The sequence below is a fragment of the Marinicrinis lubricantis genome (assembly GCF_042658665.1).
Lineage (GTDB): Bacteria > Bacillota > Bacilli > Paenibacillales > KCTC-33676 > Marinicrinis > Marinicrinis lubricantis.
Genome location: NZ_JBHSQV010000002.1, coordinates 80,389 through 106,998, shown reverse-complemented (window position 1 = coordinate 106,998; position 26,610 = coordinate 80,389). Strand labels below are relative to the sequence as shown.

28 protein-coding genes and 1 pseudogene are annotated in these 26,610 nt (G+C 46.8%); 26 read left to right on the top strand and 3 right to left on the bottom strand.

Translation table 11 applies throughout. The annotated features are described in order from the left end of the window. Positions 1-1,064 precede the first annotated feature (1,064 nt). The 19 genes and pseudogenes from ACFPXP_RS00745 to ACFPXP_RS00655 all read left to right on the top strand — a co-directional run bounded on the left by ACFPXP_RS00745 (position 1,065) and on the right by ACFPXP_RS00655 (position 14,610). Entirely contained in the window at positions 1,065-1,487 is a 423-nt protein-coding gene (locus ACFPXP_RS00745) for a phage tail terminator family protein (RefSeq protein ID WP_379891488.1), read from the top strand. A gap of 68 nt (positions 1,488-1,555) precedes the next feature. Then, positions 1,556-2,611, top strand: coding sequence for a phage tail sheath subtilisin-like domain-containing protein (locus tag ACFPXP_RS00740; protein ID WP_379891486.1), 1,056 nt, complete (start codon positions 1,556-1,558; stop codon positions 2,609-2,611). Between the two features lie 13 nt (positions 2,612-2,624). Continuing rightward, on the top strand, positions 2,625-3,053 hold the full coding sequence (locus ACFPXP_RS00735; RefSeq protein WP_379891485.1) for a phage tail tube protein: 429 nt from the start codon (positions 2,625-2,627) through the stop codon (positions 3,051-3,053). A gap of 11 nt (positions 3,054-3,064) precedes the next feature. Further along, positions 3,065-3,454 carry a phage tail assembly chaperone gene (locus ACFPXP_RS00730; RefSeq protein ID WP_379891483.1) on the top strand — a complete coding sequence of 130 codons (390 nt, stop codon included), beginning with the start codon at positions 3,065-3,067 and terminating at the stop codon, positions 3,452-3,454. Between the two features lie 190 nt (positions 3,455-3,644). Then, positions 3,645-5,060 carry a hypothetical protein gene (locus tag ACFPXP_RS00725; protein WP_379891481.1) on the top strand — a complete coding sequence of 472 codons (1,416 nt, stop codon included), beginning with the start codon at positions 3,645-3,647 and terminating at the stop codon, positions 5,058-5,060. 12 nt (positions 5,061-5,072) lie between these two features. Continuing rightward, on the top strand, positions 5,073-5,495 hold the full coding sequence (locus ACFPXP_RS00720; RefSeq protein ID WP_379891479.1) for a hypothetical protein: 423 nt from the start codon (positions 5,073-5,075) through the stop codon (positions 5,493-5,495). A gap of 1 nt (position 5,496) precedes the next feature. Beyond that, positions 5,497-6,498: an XkdQ/YqbQ family protein gene (locus ACFPXP_RS00715; RefSeq protein WP_379891477.1), complete on the top strand. Its 1,002-nt coding sequence runs from the start codon at positions 5,497-5,499 to the stop codon at positions 6,496-6,498. 104 nt (positions 6,499-6,602) lie between these two features. After that, positions 6,603-6,926 carry a DUF2577 family protein gene (locus tag ACFPXP_RS00710; RefSeq protein ID WP_379891475.1) on the top strand — a complete coding sequence of 108 codons (324 nt, stop codon included), beginning with the start codon at positions 6,603-6,605 and terminating at the stop codon, positions 6,924-6,926. Further along, positions 6,923-7,360, top strand: a pseudogene (locus ACFPXP_RS00705) (DUF2634 domain-containing protein). Before ACFPXP_RS00710 ends, ACFPXP_RS00705 begins: the two are co-directional and overlap by 4 nt. A gap of 1 nt (position 7,361) precedes the next feature. Continuing rightward, the gene (locus tag ACFPXP_RS00700) at positions 7,362-8,429 is read left to right on the top strand and encodes a baseplate J/gp47 family protein (RefSeq protein WP_379891473.1); all 1,068 of its coding nucleotides are present in this window, start codon (positions 7,362-7,364) and stop codon (positions 8,427-8,429) included. Continuing rightward, positions 8,413-8,952: a putative phage tail protein gene (locus ACFPXP_RS00695; protein ID WP_379891471.1), complete on the top strand. Its 540-nt coding sequence runs from the start codon at positions 8,413-8,415 to the stop codon at positions 8,950-8,952. The genes ACFPXP_RS00700 and ACFPXP_RS00695 overlap by 17 nt, the downstream gene beginning before the upstream one ends. 14 nt (positions 8,953-8,966) lie before the next feature. Further along, complete coding sequence (locus ACFPXP_RS00690) at positions 8,967-11,774, top strand: hypothetical protein (protein ID WP_379891469.1); 2,808 nt, start codon at positions 8,967-8,969, stop codon at positions 11,772-11,774. Between the two features lie 12 nt (positions 11,775-11,786). Continuing rightward, positions 11,787-12,197, top strand: a complete 411-nt coding sequence (locus ACFPXP_RS00685) for a hypothetical protein (protein WP_379891467.1) — start codon at positions 11,787-11,789, stop codon at positions 12,195-12,197. A 3-nt stretch (positions 12,198-12,200) separates the two neighbouring features. After that, on the top strand, positions 12,201-12,398 hold the full coding sequence (locus ACFPXP_RS00680; protein ID WP_379891465.1) for a hypothetical protein: 198 nt from the start codon (positions 12,201-12,203) through the stop codon (positions 12,396-12,398). Between the two features lies 1 nt (position 12,399). Beyond that, entirely contained in the window at positions 12,400-12,546 is a 147-nt protein-coding gene (locus tag ACFPXP_RS00675; RefSeq protein WP_379891463.1) for an XkdX family protein, read from the top strand. Between the two features lie 24 nt (positions 12,547-12,570). Next, positions 12,571-12,783 (top strand): hypothetical protein, encoded by a 213-nt coding sequence (locus tag ACFPXP_RS00670; protein ID WP_379891461.1) that lies wholly within the window; start codon positions 12,571-12,573, stop codon positions 12,781-12,783. Between the two features lie 188 nt (positions 12,784-12,971). After that, entirely contained in the window at positions 12,972-13,436 is a 465-nt protein-coding gene (locus ACFPXP_RS00665; RefSeq protein WP_379891459.1) for a phage holin family protein, read from the top strand. A gap of 186 nt (positions 13,437-13,622) precedes the next feature. Continuing rightward, positions 13,623-14,390 carry an N-acetylmuramoyl-L-alanine amidase family protein gene (locus tag ACFPXP_RS00660; RefSeq protein WP_379891457.1) on the top strand — a complete coding sequence of 256 codons (768 nt, stop codon included), beginning with the start codon at positions 13,623-13,625 and terminating at the stop codon, positions 14,388-14,390. Continuing rightward, positions 14,371-14,610 (top strand): hypothetical protein, encoded by a 240-nt coding sequence (locus ACFPXP_RS00655; protein WP_379891455.1) that lies wholly within the window; start codon positions 14,371-14,373, stop codon positions 14,608-14,610. Before ACFPXP_RS00660 ends, ACFPXP_RS00655 begins: the two co-directional genes overlap by 20 nt. Positions 14,611-14,719: 109 nt before the next feature. On the opposite strand, the gene ACFPXP_RS00650 is transcribed toward ACFPXP_RS00655, so the two are convergent. Next, on the bottom strand, positions 14,720-15,112 hold the full coding sequence (locus ACFPXP_RS00650) for a hypothetical protein (protein WP_379891453.1): 393 nt from the start codon (positions 15,110-15,112) through the stop codon (positions 14,720-14,722). A gap of 75 nt (positions 15,113-15,187) precedes the next feature. Then, positions 15,188-15,349 carry a hypothetical protein gene (locus ACFPXP_RS00645; protein WP_379891451.1) on the bottom strand — a complete coding sequence of 54 codons (162 nt, stop codon included), beginning with the start codon at positions 15,347-15,349 and terminating at the stop codon, positions 15,188-15,190. 139 nt (positions 15,350-15,488) lie between these two features. Between ACFPXP_RS00645 and ACFPXP_RS00640 the strand changes: the two genes are divergently transcribed. The 5 genes from ACFPXP_RS00640 to ACFPXP_RS00620 are packed head-to-tail and all read left to right on the top strand — an operon-like array spanning position 15,489 to position 21,673. Then, positions 15,489-16,505, top strand: coding sequence for a LacI family DNA-binding transcriptional regulator (locus ACFPXP_RS00640; protein ID WP_379891449.1), 1,017 nt, complete (start codon positions 15,489-15,491; stop codon positions 16,503-16,505). Between the two features lie 12 nt (positions 16,506-16,517). Beyond that, positions 16,518-18,014 (top strand): tagaturonate epimerase family protein, encoded by a 1,497-nt coding sequence (locus ACFPXP_RS00635; RefSeq protein ID WP_379891447.1) that lies wholly within the window; start codon positions 16,518-16,520, stop codon positions 18,012-18,014. Between the two features lie 51 nt (positions 18,015-18,065). Beyond that, positions 18,066-19,343, top strand: coding sequence for a lactate racemase domain-containing protein (locus ACFPXP_RS00630; protein ID WP_379891445.1), 1,278 nt, complete (start codon positions 18,066-18,068; stop codon positions 19,341-19,343). Continuing rightward, complete coding sequence (locus tag ACFPXP_RS00625) at positions 19,340-20,884, top strand: gluconokinase (protein WP_379891443.1); 1,545 nt, start codon at positions 19,340-19,342, stop codon at positions 20,882-20,884. The genes ACFPXP_RS00630 and ACFPXP_RS00625 overlap by 4 nt, the downstream gene beginning before the upstream one ends. 21 nt (positions 20,885-20,905) lie before the next feature. Continuing rightward, on the top strand, positions 20,906-21,673 hold the full coding sequence (locus ACFPXP_RS00620; RefSeq protein ID WP_379891441.1) for an SDR family oxidoreductase: 768 nt from the start codon (positions 20,906-20,908) through the stop codon (positions 21,671-21,673). A gap of 117 nt (positions 21,674-21,790) precedes the next feature. On the opposite strand, the gene ACFPXP_RS00615 is transcribed toward ACFPXP_RS00620, so the two are convergent. Continuing rightward, positions 21,791-23,329, bottom strand: coding sequence for a methyl-accepting chemotaxis protein (locus ACFPXP_RS00615; RefSeq protein ID WP_379891439.1), 1,539 nt, complete (start codon positions 23,327-23,329; stop codon positions 21,791-21,793). Positions 23,330-23,657: 328 nt separating this feature from the next. Between ACFPXP_RS00615 and ACFPXP_RS00610 the strand changes: the two genes are divergently transcribed. Further along, entirely contained in the window at positions 23,658-24,659 is a 1,002-nt protein-coding gene (locus ACFPXP_RS00610; RefSeq protein WP_379891497.1) for a substrate-binding domain-containing protein, read from the top strand. Between the two features lie 111 nt (positions 24,660-24,770). Then, the gene (locus ACFPXP_RS00605; RefSeq protein ID WP_379891437.1) at positions 24,771-26,609 is read left to right on the top strand and encodes a cache domain-containing sensor histidine kinase; all 1,839 of its coding nucleotides are present in this window, start codon (positions 24,771-24,773) and stop codon (positions 26,607-26,609) included. Position 26,610: the final 1 nt, after the last annotated feature.

Sequence of the window (26,610 nt, the reverse complement as noted above, 5' to 3'; positions counted from 1 at the left end):
CTTGCAGTTCCTCGTGATGAACCTGGAACGCCGCTTGCGGCTTCTTTTTGTCCTCATTCTCAACATGCTGCTGAAACGTACCGCCTACAGACAATTTGCTCTCTAATGTTTCGTTCAGCAAGCCCTACTTAGGATTGTCCAATCCCAAATGAATACAGCGTCTAGAATAAAGCTTATGCCCATGCAACTAGATCGAAGCGGAAACCGCCTCGGCTCGTTGCTGGGCTTTTTTTGTTGGCGGGCCGGATGGCAGCAATTAAAGATCAGGTTCAGGTAAGCGTACTTTGGAAGGATGACAGTGAATCGAAAGTGAACGGAAAGTAACCTGACAGTAACTCGGCAGCAACATGAAGGCCATATGAAAGTTCGCGAGAGGTACAGTAGGGATACAAGATACGAAAGCGGGAACGAACGCTTAAGGTAATGTCTACTGTACCTTTATCAAATGTAGGCACTCGGCCATGCTGTGGGTTGCAAGCGAGCGACCTTAGACGCCTGTCGTCAAGGGTGTGGCGTGAGGGGGGATTCGATGTCCCATGTGAACGGAGCTTGCATCAAGCTCCGGACAACAAAGTGAGAATGAAGTTAATGCGATAGATTTTTGGAGTGGCGAAGGAAGAATCAGAAGATGAATCTTTTTCGCTGGGGTGAATCATTCAAGAGACGGCTAGGGCGGGGGCCGGATGATAGATATTGAGTCTAGTATTCTAATTTTCAATAAAGAAGGTTGGTAGACCATGGCGGTGAGGAATGGAAAGGCAGTGAATCTGTCGTTCGGGCGAACCTATATACAGCCTGAGAAGTGCCGGGGGTGCATCTGGGGACGATGGGAAGGATCGAAGCAATTCTGCAGTAAGCTCCATTGTGTAAAGTAACGCATGGGTTATCCAGTGGCTTGCTTGAAAGGGGGTGATTGGATTGGATTTGTTACATCTATTAGAGCATGTTCGGGTTACGAGAGCAGGTCCAACGCTTTAATGAACGATTGACGGAAATGGAATGGATCGAGAATCATTCGAATCGGCAAGATTATGCGATTTTATTTGAAAAAAGGTGGAGACCTGATGATCACTAGAGTTCTATTAAACAAAGCGATAAACGATCTCATTCAATCGGAGTTTCCTGGAATCCCGATTTTGAACAGCGATGCGGAAGAAGGCTTCGTAAAACCTTCCTTTATCGTTTCGATTGAAACGAAGCGTATGGAAGCATCTCAATATAGTACCTATCGCGAAATGATCTGTCATATGACCTATTATCCTAAAGGTGGCGATGGCTTTAAGGAAGAGGCTTATAACGTAATGGACCGATTAGAGGGATTGTTCGGATTGAATTTTGCAGTTGAAGACCGAACGATTACCATCTCGGAAGCAAGCACTCATTTATCGGACAACGTAGTCTATTACGATTTCAGCTTCCAATATTATGACAGTCCAGAGGAAGCGATATTAGGTGAACCGATGCAGGAATTGAGGTATGAGCGTTAATGCTTAAGCACATGGTGAATTCAAATTAGCGAACAAATTATTGAACATTGAGAAGGAGCGGAAAAAATATGGGACTTCCTGAAATTAATATTCATTTTTCCAGTTTGACCGTTTCTGCGGTTCAACGAAGTGAACGCGGTATTGTCGCGTTGATTTTGAAGGATAGCACGGGTACGTTTGATTCAAAGGAGTATAGAGATGTCACTGAAATCGATGCTCTGGATTGGACAGATGAGAACCGAGCTTATATTGAACAAGCCTTTTACGGGGCGCCCGTGAAAGTGATTGTAGAACGTTTGGCAGCCGAAGCGATGGATTATAACGATGCACTTAGCAGACTTTCCAGCAAGCGTTGGAACTATTTGGCAGTCCCTGAGATTGAGGCAGCCGATACTACAATTGTAAGCTCTTGGCTCGTCAGCCAAAGAGATAACCTGCAGAAGACTTTTAAAGCTGTCCTTCCACACAGCGAGAGCGATCACGAAGGGATTATCAATTTCACGACGGAAGGGATTGTTGTGGGGGATAAGACATATTCCGCCTCACAATATACGGCTCGCATTGCCGGAATTTTAGCCGGATTGCCGCTGACACGCAGTGCAACCTACTACGAGCTGCCTGAAGTCGATTCCATCACAGAAAGTGCTGATCCTGATGCAGATATTGATGCAGGTCAACTTATCTTGATCCATGACGGCATGAAAGTCAAAATTGGCCGCGGCGTTAATTCGTTAACGACAACGACGCCTTCGAAGGGCGAAGATTTCAAAAAAATCAAAATCATTGAAGGCCACGATCTTATTCAGGAAGATATTATCCAGACTTTCAATGATCATTATGTCGGCAAGGTCAACAACAGCTACGACAATCAGACGTTGTTCATCACCGCGGTGAACGCGTACTTAGCAGGACTAGAAAGCGATGTGCTCGATCCATCGGCAGATAACGCGGTAAGCGTGGATGTGCAAGCACAGCGTCAGGCTTGGCAGAGTCAAGGAACCGATGTGAGCGAACTCAGCGATCAAGAAGTGAAAGAAAAGTCATTCGGCAGCAAGGTCTTTATCTCGGGTTCGCTGAAGTTTTTGGATGCTGTAGAAGATTTACAATTTAACATGGCGGTTTAAGGGGGAGTAATCGATGAAACCAAGAGCTAATGAAGTGATTAACGGAACGTATGGCACGGTTTGGGTAGATGGAGAACTATGGGCAGAGGTCGATACCTTTGAAGCAAAAGTGACTGTGAACTACGAGGATGTCAATTTTGCAGGTCAAGGCGGAACATTCAAAAAGGCGACTGGCTGGGCCGGTGAAGGAAGCATGACGATTAAAAAAATCTATTCCCGCGTACAGCGAAAGATGGCCGACCAAGTGCGAAAAGGAATCTATCCTCGCTTCGAAATTGTCGGCAAACTCTCTGATCCTGACGCTCGAGGAACGGAGCGGGTTGCGATTCATGATGTGACGATTGGTGAATTTATGCTGCTGAAATTCGAGCAGAAGACGCTCGGCAGCGAAGAGATTCCTTTTACCTTCAGCGATTATGAAATGATCGATACGATTCAATAAGGAGGATCACCGTGGGGAAAAAATTAAGTATTACGGATTTGTTGGCACAGAAAGAGCAGTTGAGAAAGAAGCGTAAGCGGACGATGTCGTTGCATGTTGATTCACTGGATGCGGAGATTGTAATTGAAGAACCGAGCAGGGTATTTGCTTTGGAGGCCTTGGAAATGGCGCAGGACCCGATGCGAAGAGATAAGGCGGATGCCCATGTCGTCTATCACTGTGTTGTCGAACCTAATCTAAAAGATAGAGATCTGCAGAAGCAGTTTGGTTGTGCTGAGCCGACGGACATCGTTGATATGATTTTTCGAGCAGGGGAAGTGTCCTCGATCAGTGGATATATTCTGCAATTGGCTGGATTCGATAGTGTGAAAAAGGTAGACGCTGATCTAAAAAACGAATAAAAAGTGATGAGGATTTCTATTATCTTCATCACTATGTTCAGCGCGGATTCAGCGTCGAGTATTTACTTAACGTGGATCTGATGACGAGACGTTTCATGATCCAGTCGATGTATCAATACTTCGATGAAGAAAACAAGAAGTGGGGGAGCTTGTAAGCTCCCTTCTTTTTATGAAAGAAGGTGAGAAGGGCATGGAAGAAGTGGATACTACTCCTATTATGAAAAATGCGTTATCCGCAATAACGGTCATGAGATATTTGACTCAAGGTGTCAAAACGTTTGCGAAAACATTAGACAAGCTGGTGCCAAGTCTGGAAAAGAGTCAAAAAAAGATGTATCAGTGGAATATCGAACTAGGATTTATGCAAATAGGATCGAGAGAAACGTCCGATGGTCTGACGATTCTATCCAATCATATGGCTCAAGTGAACACTGATGCGGATGCAGGCATAAAAAAGTTTAAAAAGCTTGGCAATGCGGTTGACCAAACAAACAGAAAAATGAATAAGCAGCGAAAGCAGCAACGAGACTCAAATGATGCCTCAAGGGAAATAGAAGTGAACAGCATTAATTTTCCTTCCATTGGTCATTCCGAAGCGAGCAACGCGGACGCTGCCGGCAACCAATCTGCACCCGCAGAGGAACCGAGTACGGGCGGTTGGGAGAGCATCAAATCCGGTGTATTATCCATGGGTAAACAAGCATTTTCATCAATGAATCAAATCGCGGATTACGGGGTTGAAGTGGATCGATTATCCCAAAAGCTGGGCATGAGTCAAAAGGAGTTCCAACAATGGGATTATGTTTTAAAACGGATTGGGACCTCTGGCGAGCAAGCGGCAGGAGATATTTATGGTTTGGGCCAAATGGCAATGGAAGCGGCAAGCGGTACAGGGGACAGTGCGGAATTGTTTGCAAAACTAGGAGTAAGTGTAACCGATGCGGGCGGAAAGCTGAAATCACAAGGTCAGCTATTCAATGAAACGGTTAGTGCATTGCAGGGAATAGGTGATGTGCATGTTCGGAACGATTTAGCCTCTCAGCTCCTTGGCTCTACAGGCGAGGATATCATCCCAATATTGAATATGACGACCGGAGAGCTTAAAAGCTTAAAGGAAAACGCCAATGTGATGGACAAGGACACGATTCAAAACAGTGTAGATTTCAAAAATTCGCTTTTTGATTTGAATCAGGGACTATTTGGGTTGACACAGCAGCTGCTTGGGCCGGCTCTGCCATTTTTCAATCAAGGCATACAGTGGCTCTTAGGTTTACTGCCTCAAGTCCAGGCGGTCATAACGAGTATTTATGATTTTCTTGCGAATAACTGGACATGGTCGGGAGGCCTCGCTGGCGCAGGTGCAGGTGTCGGTAAAAGTGGGACAAGTGTCCTCGCCGAAACTCCAGCTGGTTATAGTGCGCCCGAAGTCGATATGGGTTCTACTATTACTGGCATGACCCAAGCACTGGGCGACAATACGCAAGCATTGAATCAGACGAAGGGTGGCGGCAACACGTTTAATATTACGGTAAACGGGAGCGATTTAACGGCAGAACAAATTGCAGATAAGCTGGTCCCTCGTATCGAGCGAAAATTATTCGCCTAAAGGATGATGCCTATGATTTCGATTTTTTTATCTATTAATAATAATGAAGAAGTGTTAGAACTGCCTGTCATTCCAGAAGAGCTGGAAAGCTCATCACCTTTCTCTAATGATCGTTTCGATGGTTTAAACCAAGAGCTGAACCTAATCGGAATTCGGAGTCGAAAAACGATCGAAATCGAAAGCTTCTTTCCGGTTCGAGACTATCCATTCCTTCGCTCTCGGGATAAGTGGGGTATGGAGTATGTACGGATCATTGAAGAGTGGCGGGATCGGAGATACCCACTGCGTCTTGTTGTGGCTAATACGGATAAGAATGGGTTTACCCTTAATATCGCAGTGACTATTGATGATTTCAGCTATGGAGTGGGGCAGAGCGGAGACATTGACTACACGTTGTCTTTCAGTGAGTTTCCATTGGTAAAGGTGAGTGGGTGATATGTTCCAATTGACCTTAGTGAAATCCGATCGCTCCGCTCGTTATAACATTACACCGCTTGTCGGGGAAATTTCTTGGGACAGCGAATTCACGATTACTTCGGCATTGGAGTTTGATATGGCATATTCTGACGCCAAATTTTTTCCCACAAATCCCTGTGAACTGGGCGATCTGGTGATTTTAACGAAGGATGCGGAGGAAGTATTCCGGGGGATTGTTATAGACGAAGATCGGAATGGCCGTGACGCTATTCAATATTCCGCCTACGATGTATCGTGGTACCTAGGTCAGTCGAAATCGGTCTATCAATTCAACCGGGTAACCGCAACTCATGCGATCTCGAAAATCCTAGATGATTTTGGCATTCCGATCGGTTCGATCATTACGATGCCTACGTTGATTGATGAGATCTATATTCAAGAAACGCCTGACACGATTATTCAGAAAATTATCGATAGCGTTGAACAGAAGGAAGGCTACAAAATTAATGGCGAGATGCGGGGCGGTAAACTCTATCTTGAAAAAAGAAGAGATCTCCTGATTCAGGGGCGTTTTCAGCTTGCAGCGAACTTCGGCGGTCGCAGTGTAACGGATGTGATCGGGAGTCCGGCACGAAAGAGGACGATCGAGGATATGAGAAACCGCATCCGGCTCATTGTCGATGATGAAGAGACTGAATATGAGATCACCGCACAGGCTGAAAATGGGGCGCTCATCGAGCAATATGGTTTGCTGGAAGAAACGATCAAGATCGATGCAGAGGATGCGGCAAAAAGCAGGCAAGTGGCCAAGATCCTTCTACAGAGGCTCGGTAAAGTTCATGAGACGGTGAGCGTTAAACTGATGGGTGATGTGCGATTTAAAGCTGGATATTTGTTTGATCTCAGCGAGCCGATTACGGGCTTGCATGGCCGGTTTATGATTGTAACGGCCAAGCATTCGGTATCTAAGCAAATTCATACGATGGATCTGGAATTAGCCCTTCCAGAAGATGTCGAATAAACGAGAAATGAGCAAGCTAAAGAAATTTTTAAAAAAATTGAAAAATAAGATTCCAAAAACACTCCAGAGCATCAATGGGTGTTTTTTTATTGGGGTTGATAAGGATGAGTAATTTGGACAAATTGGTCAAGTTGTTTACCGAACGGGATAATCCGAACCATATGGGTATGACGGTCGGGACGATTATTATGGTCCATCCTTTACGCATTGGATATGGCGACCATATCATTTTGGAACCCCGCCACCTTCTCGTATCCGAGTCTTTACTTTATGGAGTAAGTGGAATTTATGAAGACGACAATGGGACTTCGGTTGCGAAGAAAACCGTGACGGTGCTCAAGCCGCTGCAGCCAGGCGATAAAGTGATGCTGATACCGGATAGCCGTATGAAGAAATGGTACGTCATCGATAAGGTGGTGAGTCCATGAGTTTGCCCAGTATTGCAAGGCTGCAATTCGATGTCACGGAGATGGTGGATTCGACCACTGAACAAGTCGTTCATAAGACGTATGCTTGGGACGATGAAGCGGGGGATTTTCTGAAAAAGGATGGCAAGCTGATCGTTTTAACAGGATTGGAGTATATCAAGACATGGTGCAATAAAGCACTGCGCACTGTGCGGGGGAGCTTGATTTATTAAGAAGTGGATTATGGAAGCGAGCATCATTCGTTGATCGGGACGACGTTTAAACCAGCATTTTCACAAGCGGAATATGAGCGTATGATTCGGGAAGCGTTACTGCAAAATGAAGCGATCACGAACGTGGATCAGTTCACCTTTTCCCAAACGGGTGCTCGATTAACGATAGGTTTTGAAGTAATAAGCATATATGGCTCGATAAGAGAGGCGGTGACGATGTAAAGTGGTAGATCAAAATGAAATTTTAAAGCAGATGCTTGACGCGGTGCCGAATGATCAGGACAAGAGGGCAGGAAGCTTTATGTATGATGCCCTTGCTCCGGCAGCGGAACAATTCGCAAAAGCGAATGATGCTATTGCCTCGGTGAAGGAGAAGTTGAGCATTGAGGAGCTTACTGGAGAAGAACTTGCACAGCGCGTAAGGGAACGGACAGGGATATTAAGAAGGGAAGCGACGAATGCGATTGGCTCGGTTACTTTGACAGGGACTGGAACGATTTACGAGGGAGATCGATTTGAAACCTCCAATGGTACACAGTTCCGCGCAGCGGAAACCAAAGAAATTAATTCCTCTGGTGATGTGGCCATTGAAGCGGTTCAAGCAGGATCTATCGGTATGGTCGCTGCTGATACCATTACTTTGTTTCCAGTGACATTGGCTGGATTTACTGCAGTGACGAATCATGAGCCTACTCGGGATGGCTTTGAAGCTGAATCCGATACGGATTTGTTGCAGCGATATTATGATCGCATACGAACGCCTGCGACGAGTGGGAATAAGGCGCATTACTTGAACTGGGCCAAAGAAGTGGGAGGCGTTGGGAATGCGAGAGTATTCCCACTTTGGAATGGGGATAACACGGTGAAAGTCGTGATTATAAACTCGGATCGGCTGCCCGCTTCTGAAGAATTGGTTGAGGTTGTCCAAGACTACATTGATCCGAATGCTGAAGGACTTGGGAACGGGACAGCGCCAATCGGGGCTCATGCCACTGTAGCAAGTGCGTCTGGGGTAGAAATCGATGTTTCAGTCACCGTTAGCTTGTCTGTCGGGTACAACAAGCAGCAAGTGATGGAGCGGATTTCCGCAAATCTCCGGCAATATTTAAAGGAAGTGGCCTTTGTTGAGGATCGAATTAGCGTGGCTAAGGTAGGGGCAGCGATTTTGAACAGTGAAGGTGTGGAGGATTACTCTGAATTATTGCTTAATGGCGATACCTCGAATGTCCGGATTGGGGAAGAGGAAGTTGCTGTATTAGGGATGGTGAACGTGAATGTCGTATCTGGGTGAAATGCTGGGCCTATTACAGCCTTTTCAGCGCAGATCTACCGTCTTTAAGGATATGTTTACGGCAGAATCAGAGCAGTTTCAAAAGTATGATGAAACCCTCGAAGATTTGAAGCGGCAGTTGTCGGTCGATACCGCTACCTGGGGATTGGAAATCTATGAGGAAGAGTATGGCATTCCGGTAGACACGACGAAGTCGTACAGCGAACGTCGCTCGGTCATCAAGTCGAAGATGCGCGGCACAGGCAAAGTGGATGCGGCATTAATCAAATTGGTGGCGGACAGTTATTCAAACGGCGGCGTTGATGTCGATTTTGATGGTGCGATTCGCATCACGTTCACCAATGTGATTGGCGCGCCGCCGAACATAGAGGATCTGAAAGAAGCGATTGAAGAAGTGAAGCCGGCGCATATCAGGATTAAGTATGGCTACAAATATTTGCTGATTCAACAAGTGCAAGCAATGACGATAAATGAATTACAAAGCAGACCATTAACTGATTTTGCGCCATTTATTCCAGTATAAGGAGGAGGATAACCTTGGCAAGCAATACACCGAATCTAGAATTGCTAAAGAAGGATCCCAATATGGATGGTAATGATACATTCGACATAAAAACGATGCTGAATGACAATTGGGACAAGATTGATGAAGAAATTGGAAGAGTCAGGGCACAGATGGACCAGGATAATGTTCAGACAGCGACGCTGCAGCGCGGGTTAAATGTGCTTAATACGGATCGCGTGAGTGGCGTTAATATCAGTGAAATAAAAGGGCGGACATTGATTAACTTCGATAAAAACGGAAAATTGGACGAGCTTTCCGATTTATTGAAACTTGATTATCCCAGCAATTTCACAACGGAATTGTCCGATGGTGGCGTTAAGGTAACAGTGACCGCCGCCACAAGCTATATTACTTTCCGGACCCCTGTAATGGCGAATATCTATTCTGTTTATGGAGAGGGAACTTATCTATTCGCGGTGGATATTAAAAAGCCGAATAATAGAAGGTTCTCTATCCAAGAACATGGGAATGACTTCACCGCAATAGGGTCAACGACAGCCAATCTAACTGAATATACAACGGTATTCGCCCCCGTGGGGATATCGAGCACGAATAATCAAAGTATGCGTTTTGGATTCGACGGGGGACTTGACGTAGGCGATTATGTCGTTCTTAAAGATGCCCGAATTTACAAACTGACGGCAGAAGAAGTGGATTGGATAAATTCCGGACGTACCGCTGAGGAGGTGTCTAAGGAATATCCATACGTCCACGGCATGCAGTCATTAATGAATCCCTACGTTATCGCAAAGGGTAAAAACCTTGTGCCGCCGTTCACTCGATGGGCCATTACTACCACAGCGTCAAGGGCAGAGGTAATATCCCCTTACGAATTAGAGTTGGTTGCTCAATCTGATGGGGCTGCGTATGTAACGGAATCTCCCAAACTATCTGTAATGGTCGGAGCTAACTATGTTTATTCGGCGGAGCATAACGGACGGCTTGTTGTCTTGTTTTATGATTCTTCTGGCGTGTTGCTGTCCAGTGCGACGTCATTGGATCAATACATGGCGTTTACGGTTCCTGTAGGGACTGCGCATATAAAAACGCGAGTTGATAACGGGAATATTGCCGGGGAATATAGATTCAAAAATACGATGCTCAACCTCGGCTCCGAACCATTGCCGTTTGAACCATACGAAGAACAGTACGCCTACATCCAAGAGACAATCCGAGAAGGCGAACGTCTCTACGAAGATAACGGCAAGCTGATGAAGTGGACAACGAAGGGTTATAAGGTTCTGGATGGGTCGTTAGATTGGGCATTTAGTGCAACCTTTAACGGATATAAAAGAGTTTCAGCTTTTATAGGGGGTGGAATTACAAACACCGATTTAGTTACGAAATATAATGGTAAGCCACTGGAATCCAGTTTCGGAACTGTAAATTTTACAGGTGGTGATCAATCAAGGTTATCTACCGATAATGCAATCTGTATATCCGTTTCTAATGCGGATAGCGGATGGGGAGACAATTACACGCCAACAGTCGATGAGATTAAAGCGTATTTTATGGGCTGGAAGATGACGGCGAAAGGTGCATCATTTACTGATCCGTACAACGGAACAGGCACAAAGGCATGGGTGGAGTTGTTAAACGTGATGGACGCCCCTAATGCCAAGTATACAGAAACCCTACCAACCACACTTGCTACCAATTACACGCCGTACCAACTCCAATACAATCTTGCCACGCCTTACGCGAAGGAAGTCGATGTAGTAGGCGACATTTCGCTTATTGAGGGTACGAATGCGTTGGAATTTGGCGAAGGCGTCGTTATCGAAATGGCTAAACTGTATAAGTCGTCGACGGGTTACGACTGGAATCCTGCACTGGCTGGCTATGAACCTAAGTACCGACCTTTACGTATATTGGCGATATTAAAAAATGGTCAACTTGATACAGGTAGCTGGACGATTAATTCGTGGACTTTAACATCGCCGCCCGCCTATAAGGATGACGCATGGGCGAAGCTGGCGTTTGATAAGTACGACGCTAACGCAGTTTATCATGTGGTCTACGAAGCGCGGGAAAAGTACAAACTTACAACCAAAGCCGAAACAGTGCAGATCGAGTACAACGCATCGCAAAAGTCTGTGATCGACCAAGCGGTAATGGATATTGCTGACCATAAGACCGAAACTGACCTTAAGATTAAAGCTATTCGCGGAGGCGGGCGGTTCGATGGCAGAATATCTGCTCCACAAGTAGATGTATCAGGGAATTCCGTAGAGGGAATCAGGGTATTTAGAGATAAAGAATTACTTCCTGATGGCACAAATGTAGGAGATGGCATAAGTCTAAGTTGGTACAATGATATAGCACGACTAAGGTTGTTCGGCAGTGTTCCAAGTGCGTCCGAAAACGAATTCCAAATACAAGGTATAGGCAACATTGTCCGTTTCGCTGTAGATCAATATGGTAATGCGAAGGCCGGAGGTAAAGATCTAGATGCGATAGAATCCACTGGCACCAATGCTAATGGTGGATATATAAGATATCGTAATGGATTGCAGTTATGTTGGGGCAGTACCAGCATTGGAAATATAGCTGTTAATGCTTGGAACAACGTAGTTGTAACCCTACCTGCATCATATGATGGCCCAAGGTATTCGGCGCTCCTATCATTTCAAGCATTTGGTGCCGCCGGAGCGAACGTGTGGCAGAAAATAGCCGCAGAAGCATATCAGAGTTCTTCTTTTAGGGTAGTATTAGCTCAAAGCTCTGCATCCAGTCTGTCGCAAGGCATAGCATGGTTTACAATCGGCTTCTGGAAATAAAGGAGGTATAATATGAGAGTATTACTGCAACCACAGTTCAACCACAATCGCTTGGAATATGATTTTTCAGGGGATTCCGTACAGGCACTCCTGAAGCTGTATGATTATGTTGAAAAGGAAGTTCAACTGATAGAGGACGGCGCACCCGCATACCGGAATGAGACGGATGAAGAAACTGGCGAAGTCATACAAATACCCGTTATGCATACTGTTAAGGAGCTGGAAATCGTTGAGACACAAATGGACATTTTTGACTTTGCTGATATGCCCAACGGTATTCTGGATGGCGTAGAAACTACGCTTAAATATAATCCAATTATTTCTGCTAAACGTGAAAATGGCGTATTACACCTAGAATTACTCAATTTCATAGGTGAAGATGCTACTGAACAGGAAAAATTCCCCGATTGGCAGGAGGTTTAGAGTGTGGGAAATGTAAAATGGAAGACCAAACAACAGATTGAAGACGAATTGAAGAATAGACCAAAGACATCTATCGAGTTATTGCAAGAGGATAACGCTATGCTCGCGCTAGAGTTAGCGTTGTCGCAAGAACGTTTACTCGCGTCAGAACAGGCGCAGGCCGATCAATTATTCGAGCTATCCACGAAAGGAGTCATTTGATATGAACTGGTTTGCACTCATTCAGCGGTATTACATCCTTGGCTGCTATACGATCGAGCATGTGAAAACGTACTGCGACATCGGCAAGATTACGAAAGATGAATATGAAACCATTACAGGAGAACCTTATCCGATTGAGGCGGTATAGGTTCTTTTTATTTGAGGGGTGCAAATGGGGGAGCCTGAAATTTTAGCAGATATTCGGGATCGTATGGCAAAAGTGGAGACATCACAAGAAAATACCAACAATGCTCTATCTAATTTAACCAGAAGTATTGATAGATTGGTAACAAAGATGGACCAGTCAGACGATATGCTTGTAAATTCGATAGAAGAATATCCTTCGGTGCTGCGTGGCCTTTTGTGGATGCAAGAGGCGCAATAATTAGTGACATTAATAGAATTGCCAATACAGTTTTTTTGAATCCCATAAATCTTCCTCCTAATTTTACGTGGTTTCATTGGGTCTACTTAATTTTCCAGTTTATCCCTCGGAGGTAAACTTAACATAACTCGTTATGACTGCCTCAAGTCCAGGCAGTCAATTTTTTAATTCAAAGGACGGTGAGGGGATTGGACAGAATTGTTGCTTGGTTCTGTGCGGTGGTTGGGGCAGCGACGATGCCGATTTTTGAATTCTTTTACGGGCATGGTGAACCGACGCGAGCATTTATGACGGCACTGTTATTTTTTATTATTTTGGATTGGATGTCCGGTATTCGGGCATCCAAAAGAGATCATACCTATGGGAGCAAGTACGGCATCGACGGGGTGTTTCGTACTTTTTTTATGTTTTTACTTCCAGCGGGAGGAAATTTACTCGATAAAGCACTCCAATTACCGGGAATCGCATTCGGCGCCATGATCTGTGGACTGCTGTATCATGTGATCCAGAGTATGATTGCCAATTCTATACGAGCAGGTTGGGCCGATTGGCTGCCGCTCTCCGTACTCGAACGGTTATCCGAATGGGTAAAGAGCGAGCTGGACAAGAAGGTGAACCGATCGAAGAAACGCAAAGATGAAACAAGTGGATGAGATACTGTACTGATTGTACCCGATCAAATTATTCTTTGATGTATACGGACAAGTTGATACATTTAGTTGAATTTCGATAGAGGACAAGGAAGATGATACTCCTTGTCCTTATTTTCATAGACGTAAAGCTATAATAAGCAAGATTGGTTTGAAGTATGGAATCTTTTTTAAAGGAGGTTTACCAGATTGAGCGAGAGACTTCACATAGCTATTGACGCCGGCCATGGACCGGAAACGCCGGGAAAACGGTCACCGGATGGCACGCTTCGGGAATTTCATTTCAACTCGGTCACGGCGAAATATTTGGCAGAGGAATTGCAGAAATATGAAGGTGTAACGACGATGTTTACGCATGAGTCCAGTCGAGATGTATCGCTAAAAGAAAGAACGAACCGAGCGAATGCTGCAACAGCGGATCTCTTCGTTTCCATCCACGCCAACGCCTCCGGTCATGAATGGAGCAGTGTGGAAGGGATTGAAACATTTGTTGATGATAGCCGTCCCGCGACTGCCGTATCTCTTGCCAATGCAGTGCAGCAGCAGTTAATTCAAGCTACAGGGTTAAAAGACCGTGGAGTGAAGCCGGCTGATTATCATGTCCTTAGGGAGACGAATATGACAGCCATTCTAGTTGAATGCGGATTTATGACGAATAGGAGAGAGGTCGAATTGCTGAAATCTGACGCATATCGGCGTGTATGTGCAGCTGCTATAGCAGCGGGGATCGCTGCAACCTATGGATTAAAACGTAAAGAGGCAGGGAAATCACAAGCGCAAAATAATCAAGTTCCTGCCTGGGCTAAGACCGCTCACGAATGGGCAGCAGCCAATGGCATTTATGACGGCACTAGGCCGAACGACACGTTAACACGAGCTGAAATGATCACGATATTGCATCGCTATGATCAAAAATTGCAAAAGGAGTTGAATTCGTATGGATTTCCAAGTCTATGATGTTGCCATTGTACCTATAATTGTAGCTTTAGTGGAATTTTGCAAGCGAATCGGTGTGGGTCCAAGGCTATTACCTCTAATCTCGCTGGCATTTGGAATCGCTGCCGGAATGATTTATATTGCTCCTCATGATTACCCGCAAGCTATCTTCGTGGGGGTCGTCATGGGGCTCGCAGCATGTGGATTATGGAGTGGTACTAAAAATTTGGCACAAAATTAAATAATTCCCCCATCTAGTAGTTGAATTACTCGGCGGGGGCTTCTTTACATTTCATTTTTCCTATTACAACTCATCGTCCTCGAGAGGCAGCCAGCTAAAATCCGAAGGCTCATGATTGTCTTTTTCGGTATGCATAGTTGCTCCAATGGTAATATCGGAGGGTATCGTAATCGGTTCTTAAAGGTGGATACCTAGACCATGGATCCGTATAAGCGCCGCTCAACTTTGTATCCGGCATGGTATCCATAACGGCTTTAACGAGTCGTTCCATATGGTCTTGCAATTGCTGCTTCACTTGTTCTTTTACACTCGAACTGATCTTGTCGTTATATTTTATGTCAAAGAAGACAGGCGTATCGTAAAATACCTCGATCCAATCATTTACATCTTGATTCGTCTCTTTTTCATGAATTGAGAATATGAAATGTATCGTTCCGAGTGAAGTGTCTAACATACTAAAGTGATTTTCCAAGAAAGTCTGCAATTCATTCGCTGTCGTCAAGATCGTACCTGGTAGAGGTGATGCATCAGGTAGTGCGGTAGCCGTATGAAAGAAGTCATTGCTAAACTCATCTTCTTACACAATGTCCCCGGAAGATCCATAAAGAACCACAGTACCATGCGGTTGACTATTCTTGGATTGCCCAACGTATTTGGTGCCATCTGGAAATACATATACGCCTTCTCCCTCGAAAGCACCGTATACCATTTGCACTTCGTAATCAATTCCATCCGCCATGATGAATTTCCCCTAAAGACTTTGATTTTGTTTTTCACAACTTCCCCCTGTTCACGTGTGCACGCCTGTGTTATAGTGATATTAGACATCAATGTTCACGTGTGCAGACACGCCTGACATCATCGAAAGGAGGGGAAACGTGAGCATCACGATAAAAGACTTGGCCCGCATCGCGAATGTCTCTCATACGACGGTTTCGAGGGCACTGAACGACAGTCCGCTGATCTCGGAAGAGACGAAGCTGCGCATTAAGGCGTTGGCGGAACAATACAACTATATTCCGAACATTAACGCCAAAAGCCTGGTAACAGATCGATCCTTTCAAGTCGGCATTTTCTTCAGTACGCTCGATCAAGGGACGTCACCTTCGTTCTTCTATGAAGCGGTTCGCGGTGTGCACCGTATTTTGGGCAGCTCGTACAACCTTGTAGTCAAGGGGTTGGATGAATTGGGCGAAGTGCGCAGAACGGTCAACCGGAAGCTGTTTGACGGTATCTTGCTGATGAGCCAGAGCGCAACCGACGATGAGTTTATCGATTACGCGCTGGAGCAGGATATTCCGATCATCGTATTAAATCGCAAGGTAGAAGACAGAGCGATCGGGAATATCGTTTCGGCAGACCGCCAAGGCGCTCAGCTCGCCGTCGATTATTTAATTCACAACGGACACAGCCATATTGCGATTATTCGCGGTAGAGCAGGCTTCCAATCGGCGAGAGCCCGAACGGAAGGCTATATGGATGCGCTGCGTGCCAGCGGGATGGAGCCTCACCCCGATTATATGCCGGAAGGTCATTACGATGTCGAAAGCGGTTACCGCTGCATGAAGCAGCTGCTCCATCATAAGAACCCTCCAACGGCCGTATTTTGCAGCAATGACGATATGGCGGTCGGCGCGATGAAAGCTATTCATGACAAGGGGTTAAAAGTGCCTGATGACATTTCCGTCATCGGCTTTGACGACAGTGAGTTTACCGCATATTTGTCCCCGTCGCTGACGACGGTGAAAAGGCCAATTGAGAAAATCAGCCGCAGAGGCGCAGAAATGCTGCTGCAGGGCATGAATGAACGGGTTCAGTCTGAAACCACGGAGTATGTACCAACCAAATTAATCATAAGAGATTCAGTCAGCACCAAAAAGCAACCAAATTCATGAGGAGGAATCGATATGTCTAACGCGATGGAAATGGTGAATGTGAAGCAGTTGTCGGAGCAATTGGGGGAAGAAGTAAAAGTATACGAAAAATCGTTTGAAACGGCAGGTTCCGATCAGATCGTCATGATTCGTACGGGAACGGAGAAGAAGCTGCTCGTCAAAGGCGGCGGGGAATTATATCAAGCACTTCAAGGCGAGACGGTTAACGGCGATGTGAAGCTGGCTCCATTATCCCATGAGAACCGATTGGTATTGAACCGTTTTTTTGATTACACGGTACCGAAAGCATTTGGCCCGAACGTAGCAACGATTGGCTTGGGAGATCGTCTTGGATTGGCTTCTCCTGGACACATTCAGACGATTCGCTCACGCGGTGTGTATCCGATCTTGTCGCAGCAGAGCATTCGCGAGCTGAACTTGACAGGACGCAGGTATGAAGATGTGCTGGATGCAGCAAGCTACGCGGTATTCCAAGAAGGATATAAAGATGGATTTGGCGCGGATGGGGACCATTTGAAGGTCGAGAGCGATATCCAGATGGCGCTTGATCTCGGATTAACGATGATTACGCTCGACTGCTCTGATTTTATTGACAATTCGATTGAAAGCCTTTCCGATGCTGAGGTAGAGGCCAAATATGCAGCAGAGGACGAAGGGATTCGGGCAGAATTGGAAAAACTGTACTTGGATCAGACGTTCCAAGTAGAAGGACAGTCTATTCATTTCTCTCGCAGCGACCTGATGCGGAATTTGCTCATCTATGGCAAAGCGGTGGGCTTCATGAAGCATGTGTACAGCACGTATATTCAAAAAGCAAAGCATGAGATTGATTTTGAAATTTCAATCGATGAGACGATGACTCCGACACTGCCAAGCTCCCATTTCTTTGTGGCCAACGAGCTATATCGGAGCGGCATTACGATTTACAGCATGGCGCCTCGTTTCTGTGGAGAGTTCCAAAAGGGAATTGATTACATTGGCGATGTGCAGCAGTTCGAGCAGGAAATGATCGTACACGCTGCCATTGCGGATCATTTCGGATATAAGCTGAGCATCCATTCCGGAAGTGATAAATTCAGTGTTTTTGAAATCATCGGCAAACACACGAAGGGCAGATTCCATGTGAAAACAGCGGGCACGAACTGGTTAGAGGCGGTGCGTACGGTAGCGAAGGTAAATCCGGATCTATATCGCCGTATGCATGCTTACGCACTGTCCCGTGTCGATGAAGCGCTGCAGTATTATCACATTACTGCCGATTTCAATCAAATCAAGCCGCTGGACCAAGTTTCGGATGCGGATCTTCCGCAGTACATGAACGAAGATAATGCGCGCCAGCTGATTCATATTACGTATGGTATTTTGCTTACGGCAAAAGATGAGAACGGCGAGTCTTTATTCAAGGATGAATTTTACCGCACCCTCATTGAACAGGAAGAAGCTTATGAACAGTCCTTAATTCAGCATATTGGTAAGCACTTGGACTTATTAGGAAAGCCTGTTAAGTAAGAGCGAAAGTCAAGATGTTCCAACCGTATTCACAAAAAGGAGCTATGCGTCATGAGTGAGTTGATTCGTCAAGCGTTACAGCCTATTCCTATTCCGAAAATGCTCAAGATTCGTCAGCGCTTCAATGATGATAAATTAGCCGACCCGATCGCGGTCGTGAAAAAGGAATGCCGCAAGCCCGGCGCTGTCGATTCGATTCAGCCTGGGCAGCAGGTTGCTGTCTGCGTCGGCAGTCGGGGAATTAATCATATCGCAGATATCACGAAGGCTGTGCTGGAGGAGATTATCGCCATGGGTGCTCATCCCTTCATCGTTCCGTGCATGGGCAGCCATGGAGGCGCTACCGCAGAAGGTCAAGCGGAGGTGCTGCACCATCTGGGCATTGACGAGCAGACGATGGGGGTGCCGGTTCGTTCCACGATGGAAGTCGTAAAGATCGACCAAATGCCAAATGGGCTTCCGGTATACGTCGACAAATATGCATCGGAAGCGGATGCGATTGTTGTGATTAACCGGGTGAAGCCGCATACGGCATTTCGAGGGAAAATAGAGAGCGGCATTATGAAGATGATCTCCATCGGTCTCGGCAAGCAGAAAGGCGCGGAAGCGTGCCATCAGCTGGGCTTTAAATATATGGCTCAGTTCGTGCCGGAGATGGCACAGCTGATGATGAGCAAGCTGCCGATCAAGTTCGGGGTCGCGCTCGTCGAGAATGCGTACGATGAAACGTGCCATGTCGAGGTGCTGCCGGCTGCTCAAATTTACGAGCGGGAGACGGAGCTGCTGGAAATGGCCAAATCCCGCATGCCGCGTATCTTGTTCGATCAGATTGATGTTCTCGTGATCGATTATATCGGCAAGAATATTAGCGGGGACGGAATGGATCCGAACATTACCGGGCGTTATCCGACACCGTATGCAACGGGTGGACCGGATGTGAACAAGATGGTCGTGCTCGATTTGACGAAGGAATCGAAGGGCAACGCGAACGGCGTCGGCACGGCAGACTTCACGACCCAGCGGCTGATCGACAAGATGGATAAGCCTGGGACATATATGAACGGACTTACGTCGACAGTTTGTGCACCGACGAAGATTGCGACTACGCTGGAGAACGACATGCTGGCGGTCAAGGCGGCGGTGAAGACATGCAACATTTTAGATTACAACACGTGCCGTCTCGTTAGATTAAGAGATACGCTGCATCTGGGAGAGATTGAAATCTCGGTTAATCTTCTGGAGGAAGCGAAGCAGCATCCGGATATTGAAATATTGTCAGAGCCATATGCGTGGCAGTTTGATGAAGCAGGATTTTTGCCGAAAGGATGAATGGGTTGAACAAACAGAAGCAGATCATTGTTGCAATCGATATCGGTACGACGAGCGCCAAGTGCATCGCCATTCATCTATCGGGCCGGCAGCTTGCACGCTCGTCGGTCGAATACCCGCTGTTTACGCCGCAGCCGGATCGAGCGGAGCAGGATCCAGAGCAAATATGGCAGGCGGTCGTAACCGGCGTGCAGGAGCTGTTCGAGAAGCACGGCGCGGATCCGAAGCAGGTGCTCTGCTTTAGCTTCAGCTCAGCGATGCATGCCTTGATCGCCATGAGTACGGAGGGCAAGCCGCTGACGCCGAGCATCATTTGGGCGGACAGCCGCAGCACCGCCTATGTTGAGAAGCTTCGGCAGCAGTACGACGCGCACGGCATCTATCGCCGCACGGGTACGCCGATCCACCCGATGTCACCGCTGCTGAAGCTGATGTGGATGAACGAGGAGCAGCCAGAACTATTCCAAGCTGCGGATAAGTTTATCGGCATCAAGGAATATGTGCTCTATCGATTATTCGGAAGATTCGTGATGGATTATTCCTTGGCGAGCGCAACGGGGCTGTACAACCTCGAAAAGCGGGATTGGGATGAAGAGGCGCTGCGGGCAGCAGGGATTACGGCTGATCGTCTGCCGGAGCTCGTACCGACGACAGCTGTGCTGACCGGTGCGGACCGAACAATCACCGATAAGTGGGGAATCGCACCGTATACGCCTTTCATCGCAGGTGCATCCGATGGCGTGCTGGCGAACCTTGGCATTGGGGCCGTGGAAGAAGGGGTGCTGGCGGTGACGATCGGTACGAGCGGCGCAGTCAGATCTGTCGTCGGCCGTCCGGCTACGGATGAGCAGGAGCGTTTGTTCTGCTATGTACTGACGGACGATCAATTCGTCATTGGCGGTGCCGTTAACAATGGCGGCGTCCTGTTCCGCTGGGTGCGGGATGAGTTAGCTACACTCGAAACATCACAGGCTCGGGACAAGGGCGTGGATCCATATACGCACTTGACCGGGCTCGCGGCCGAAGTGCCGCCCGGCTCGGATGGGCTGCTGGTGCTGCCGCTGTTTATGGGGGAGCGGGCTCCTTATTGGAATGCAGATACGAGAGGCGTATTCTTCGGACTCAGCCTCTATCATACGAAGAAGCATATGATTCGCGCGGTACTCGAAGGCATCTGCTTCGCTATTCGTTCGGTCACGGAGGCACTGAGAGACAATTCAGGCCCAATTAAGGAGATTCGCGCATCCGGAGGATTCGCGCAATCACCGTTTTGGTGTCAGCTTCTCGCCGATATTCTTGGTGTAACACTGAAGGTACCGGAATCGGTGGAAGGCTCCTCCTACGGAGCTGCGGTATTGGCGCTGCAGGCGCTGGGCATGAATGAACATATCCCGGCTTTGCTGGGGCAAAATTTGATCGAGCAAACATACGAACCGAATACGGAGCACAAGCCGATTTACGATCGATTAGCTGCGCTGTATCAGTCGCTATATGAACAGTTGGAAGGTTCATTCAAAGTCATCGTTGGACTTCAGAAATAAGAAAACATGGGAGGGGCAGCAATGAACTTATTCGATTTGTCCGGGAAAACCGCCGTCATCCTTGGCGGCAACAGCACATTAGGGGGCGCGATGGCTGTCGCGTTAGGAGCGCACGGCGCGAAGGTCGCCGTTGTAGGCCGGAATCAGGAGAAAGCAGAAGCGGTACGCAAGGAGGTAGAAGCAGAGGGCGGCGAAGCGAGATGTTTTGCGGCGGATACGACCTCTAAGGCGGATTTAGAGAAGCTGCTTTCCGAAGTGCTCGATTGGAGTGGAAGCGTCGACATTCTCATGAATTGCCCGGGTAAAAACAGCCCTACTCCATTCTTCGATATTACAGAAGAAGAGTGGGACTCGATCATGGATGTGAATTTGAAAGGTGTTGTCTTCGCCTGCCAGGTGTTCGGTAAGCAAATGGTGGATCAAGGGAAAGGCGGAAGTATCATTAATATTTCCTCCGTATCGTCCGGACCTCCGTTGTCCAAAGTGTTCACCTATTCTGCGTCGAAAGCGGCAATTAATAACGTAACGCAGTTCCTAGCCAGAGAGTTCGCTCCGGCCAAGGTTCGGGTGAACGCGATTATTCCGGGCTTCTTCCCGGCGGAACAGAATCGCAAGATTCTCTCCGAGGAACGCATTCAATCGATTATGAATCATACGCCGATGAACCGCTTCGGCGAGCCTTCTGAGCTTCAGGGGGCAGCAGTATATCTGGCATCTGATCGAGCGTCCAGCTTCGTCACCGGCACAACGCTGCGCGTTGACGGCGGATTCGGTGCAATGACGATTTAATAGTAATAGTTCCTGCCCTGTGAAAGGTACAGGTCGTAATGAATTCGATCTGGATTCTCATGTTTGGGTAAGAATATAAAAGCCTGTTCTTCAATGAAGAACAGGCTTTTATTGTTGCTACACCGCAAAATGATTCCGCGTGCGGTCGATCGTCTGATTCAGCTGATTGCTCAGTTCCTCCAGTACGACGGCAAGTTGCAGCGATTGCTCGGTTAGCTGGTTTTGCTCTTTTGAACTCTTCGTGACGGAGTGTACGTTACGGGTCAGCATGACGGCGAACTGTGCCATTTCATCGATGACCTCACTGAACTGCTGAGCAACCGAAGTCATTTGCTGGGACGAAATCGAGACATGTCGGATTTGATTCGTCATATCGGTCAGCGATTGAGCGATACGCTGAAACGTCTCTCCAGCCTCAGCGACGGATACCGTACTTAATGCTGCCTCCTCGGTCACCTGCTTCATCAGCTCCATCGACGAGCGGTTGCTTCTCTGAATTTCCTCCATTAAAGCTGCGATCTTAACTGCCGATTCACTCGAAGTTTCCGATAATTTGCGAACCTCCTGTGCGACAACTGCAAATCCCTTGCCTTCCTCTCCTGCACGGGATGCCTCGATAGCGGCATTCAGCGCTAACAGACTCGTTTGTGCGGCAATATCCTGTATCACCTGAACAGCCTGCTGTACTTCTTCGGTTTGTTTTCCTAGCTTCGTAACCGTAGCCGCAGAATGCTCTACCATCTCATTCATTGATTTCATTCGGCTCACCGCCCCTTGTATGGCTTCATTCCCGCTTTCAGCGTCTCGTGCCACTTTTTCGGAGCGCTCCGAAGTAAGTTCAGAAGTATTTGCAATCATGCCAATGTCCTGCACCATGCCGGTAATGTCTTTTTTTGCTTTTTCTGTACCGGCAACCTGCTGTCTGGCCGCAGCTTCCACCTCACCAACCGCATGAACAATTTCCGATGTCAGCTTACTGAGCTGATTGGCTTGACCTGATAATTCGTTGGAGCGATTTAATACTTGATTGGAAGAATCGGAGACACTCGCCACGATGTGCTGGATCGTTTCTTTCAGCTTTAAGTCCTGTTCCTGTTCAAGTTTACGAAGCGCCATACGCTGCTTGTTGATCTGGTATGTAACGGCACTGACGAACAGAATGACGAAAATTAAATGGATCGACACCATGGATAAAGAATAATCCTTCGTTCCGTATACCAGTTCAGGGAATAGAAAGAACCCGACGACATGTTGAAACGCAAAAATAACAGTGCTGACAAGAACGAGCGTAATACTGCTGTAATATAAAAGGGTCGCTAGCACCATAAAGATCGAGAAATGGTATTCAACCATGCCTTGGCCGCCGGCAATCGTCGAAATGCTGCTGAACGTTAAGGTCAATGTGTTGATGTAAGGAACAAAAGAATGATTAGATCTTATGCGAAACAGGATAAAGGAACAGATCCAGAGAACAATGGGTGTGATCCACATTGCGGTTTTAAGCGCTGTCAATGGGACCGATAAATGCATCTCATGCTGTATTCCATCGTGAACGGGAGGTGAATCCGAGTAATTGTACAGCAGATGGACGAGTATGGAGAGTAAAGTTGTGCAGAGAGCAATGACGAGCATGACTTTATTTTTTTCCTTGATCACACGAAAACACTCCTGTCGATTTACCAAATAAAGTTAATTTATCAACGAAAGAACCATGTCATATAGTTCTTTAGAATGATTAAGTTTATTAATAACATACCTTCCTATAAGTGTAAAACCAATATTTTGCAGGAAACTTACTGTAAAAGGCTTATCGCTCGTAGGCAAAAGGGGACCCGGGAATGATGTGGATTGCATTTTAATAGTAAAAAATTAGTCGAAATACATGTAATTACGTTTACAATGATGCGTGATATAGTTTATAAAAGGATTAAGCCGAAGGTGAAGTACAGGCTGAGTCGACATGCAAATTAAAGGGGAACTTGCCGTGAAGAAGCTGCTTCTTGTTTATGGAGTGCTAATCATGATCTTTATGGTTTACTCGTACAACTATTTTTCTAAGGATCCGTACATGAATGCTTGGGATCGCATGGACGGCGGCTTACGAGGCGAGATTGATGAAAAATATGTCATGGTCACATTTCAGATTGGAAATGAATATTGGAAAAATATTTTAAAAGGGTTTGAAGATGCTGCGCAGGCTTTAAATGTATCCGTAGAATACCGCGGATCCACACGCTATGATCTGTATGAAATGAGCACCGTATTGGAGCAGGTCATCGCCCGCAAGCCGGCAGGCATTGCTATTTCTGCGATGGATGCAGAAGGTTTAAATCCAGCGATTCATAAAGCGGTTGAAGCGGGCATTCCTGTCGTCTTGTTCGATTCCAACGCGCCGGAAAGCGACGCATATGTTTTTTTAGGAACAAACAATTATGAAGCGGGAAGAACGGCAGGACATGAAATGGGCAAGCTTTTAGGAGGAAAAGGAGAAGTCGGTATTATTACACTGCCGAACCAAAACAATCATCAGGAACGGGTACGCGGATTCCAAGCGGTGATGAAGGAGTACTATCCGAATATTGCGATCGTATCCATTAAAGACGGCAAAGGAGACAAGCTAGTGTCCAAGCAAGCCGCCGAGGACATGATGCGGGATTATCCGGAGCTTAAGGCGATCTTTACAACCGAAGCGACCGGCGGAGTCGGAGTTGGCAGCGCCGTTCAAAATTATCGGCACATTAAAATCATCAGTTTTGATACCGATTTGGGTACACTCGATTTGGTGAAGGACGGTACCATTTCCGCCACGCTGGCTCAGGGTACATGGAGTATGGGCTACTGGTCTCTTCAATATTTGTTCCATCTGCATCATCGGCTGACACAGCAGGAGATGGCCGAAGTGGCTGCCAATCCGCTGCCTCCGTATGTGGACACGGGAATCACGGTCGTTACGAAAGAGAACGTTGAACACTTTTATGCGAAATAATCGAAAAAAGGCTGAAGCTCACCCAATACCGAGACCGTCTTGAAGCAGCCACGATCATGGCATGGTATGGGTTTTGACGAAAGTAAGGCAAATAGAAAGAAGCGATCGTTCATGAGAAGAATCAGATTAGGCAGTAGGCTTCGAGGATACTCCATCAGCAATCTTCCGATTCGTTATAAATTAATCGTTCATTTCCTGTTGATCAGTATCATACCTTCTATCATATTGGGTGCATTAATTCTTTTGACAACGAACCGAGTGATCGAAAGACAAGTGAATGACAACACGCTTCAGCTTATCGATAAAGTGAACAAAGTGCTGGAGAACGTGATGAGCAGCATGCAGAATATTACGTACCTTGTTCCTTTCAATCCGCTTGTCGACCGATTTGTGAGCATGCAATCGTCAGAAGGTCGATTCACGGAGGATGAGCAGTATGAACTGAAGCAGTTTCTGCAGGGCTTCACGACGCTGCATTCGGAAATTGCAGGCATCATGGTGGTCAATCGAAACGGCGAATATGTCAGTAACGAAATGTATACGAGAACGGCGAAAAACTTAACCAAGGAAGCATGGTATCAAGAAGCAGTTGAAAGTAAAGGGGTTTTTCGAATCGTCGGGCATCCGGAAGCCAGAAATGTAACGTCTCACGTTCCGTATAAGGAAGATGAAATCATCTCAGTGGTGCGCTCTGTGCTTGATCCGGACACGCAGCAGGTGAAAGGCGTCATATTGATCGATGTGAAGCTGAGAGTTATTGCGGAGACGGTAAAGGATGTCAGGCTTGGCAGATCAGGGTATTTAATGGTGATTGATGAAGACGGTCAGACCATCTACAATCCGACCCATGCCGTCATCGAACAGATGCCGCAGGAATGGTTCGCGGATACAGACCACTCCGGGACTTTCTCAAAGGAAATCGATGGGAATCGGCTGCAGTTTATATATCTGAAATCTTCCTTTACCGGCTGGAATACGATAGGCGTGTTTTCTTCCCGAGAATCCGTATACGAAGCGAGGGAGCTTAGCTTCTATGTCATCAGCTTCGTCTATGTGGTCTGCTTGCTTGGGATCGCCGCTTCCTTCATGCTGTCGTACAACATCTCTAAACCGATTCATAAGCTGATGCTGCTGATGAAGCAGGCCGAATCCGGTGATTTGACCAAAAGATACCGCGGGCGGAGCAAGGATGAGGTGGGCATGCTGGGCGGCAGCTTTAATACCATGATCAATCAAATCAATAAGCTGCTGTCGCTCACGAAGCTGCAGGAAAGACAGAAGAGAGAAACAGAGCTGCGGAGCCTGCAGGCACACATTAAGCCGCATTTTCTGTACAACACCTTAGATACGATACAATGGATGGCTCGAAGAAGGAATGCGGAAGACGTTGCAGAAGTTGTGGAATCGCTTTCGAAGCTTTTCCGAATCGGATTAAGCAGGGGAAAAGATATGATTCCTTTCGAGGAAGAGCTGGAGCATATTCGAAGCTACCTGATGATTCAGAAGACTCGGTACCGAGACAAGCTGAATTACAACCTGGATATTGCGCCGGGGATGGGCCAATTTTATGTGATGAAGCTCATTTTGCAGCCCATTGTGGAAAATGCGATTTATCACGGGATTAAGGAGAGAAAAGGTGCCGGCCAGATTACCATTCAGGCTTGGGCAAACGATGGAAGGCTCATGATTCGAATTAGCGACAACGGAAAAGGAATGACTGCCGAAACGTTGGCGCGCGTAAGGGAACAGCTGAGTGAGTCGATTTCGGAAAAAGCAAAGAATTACACGGAAGGTAAAAAAAGCTACGGTATCGTCAATGTACAGGAACGAATTAAACTGACGTTCGGCGAAACGTACGGTATCTCGATCCAGAGTGAATGGGATCAAGGCACGACGGTCACGATCGAGCATCCTGTGATCACACGTCCTTACGAACAAGAAAAGGGGTGAA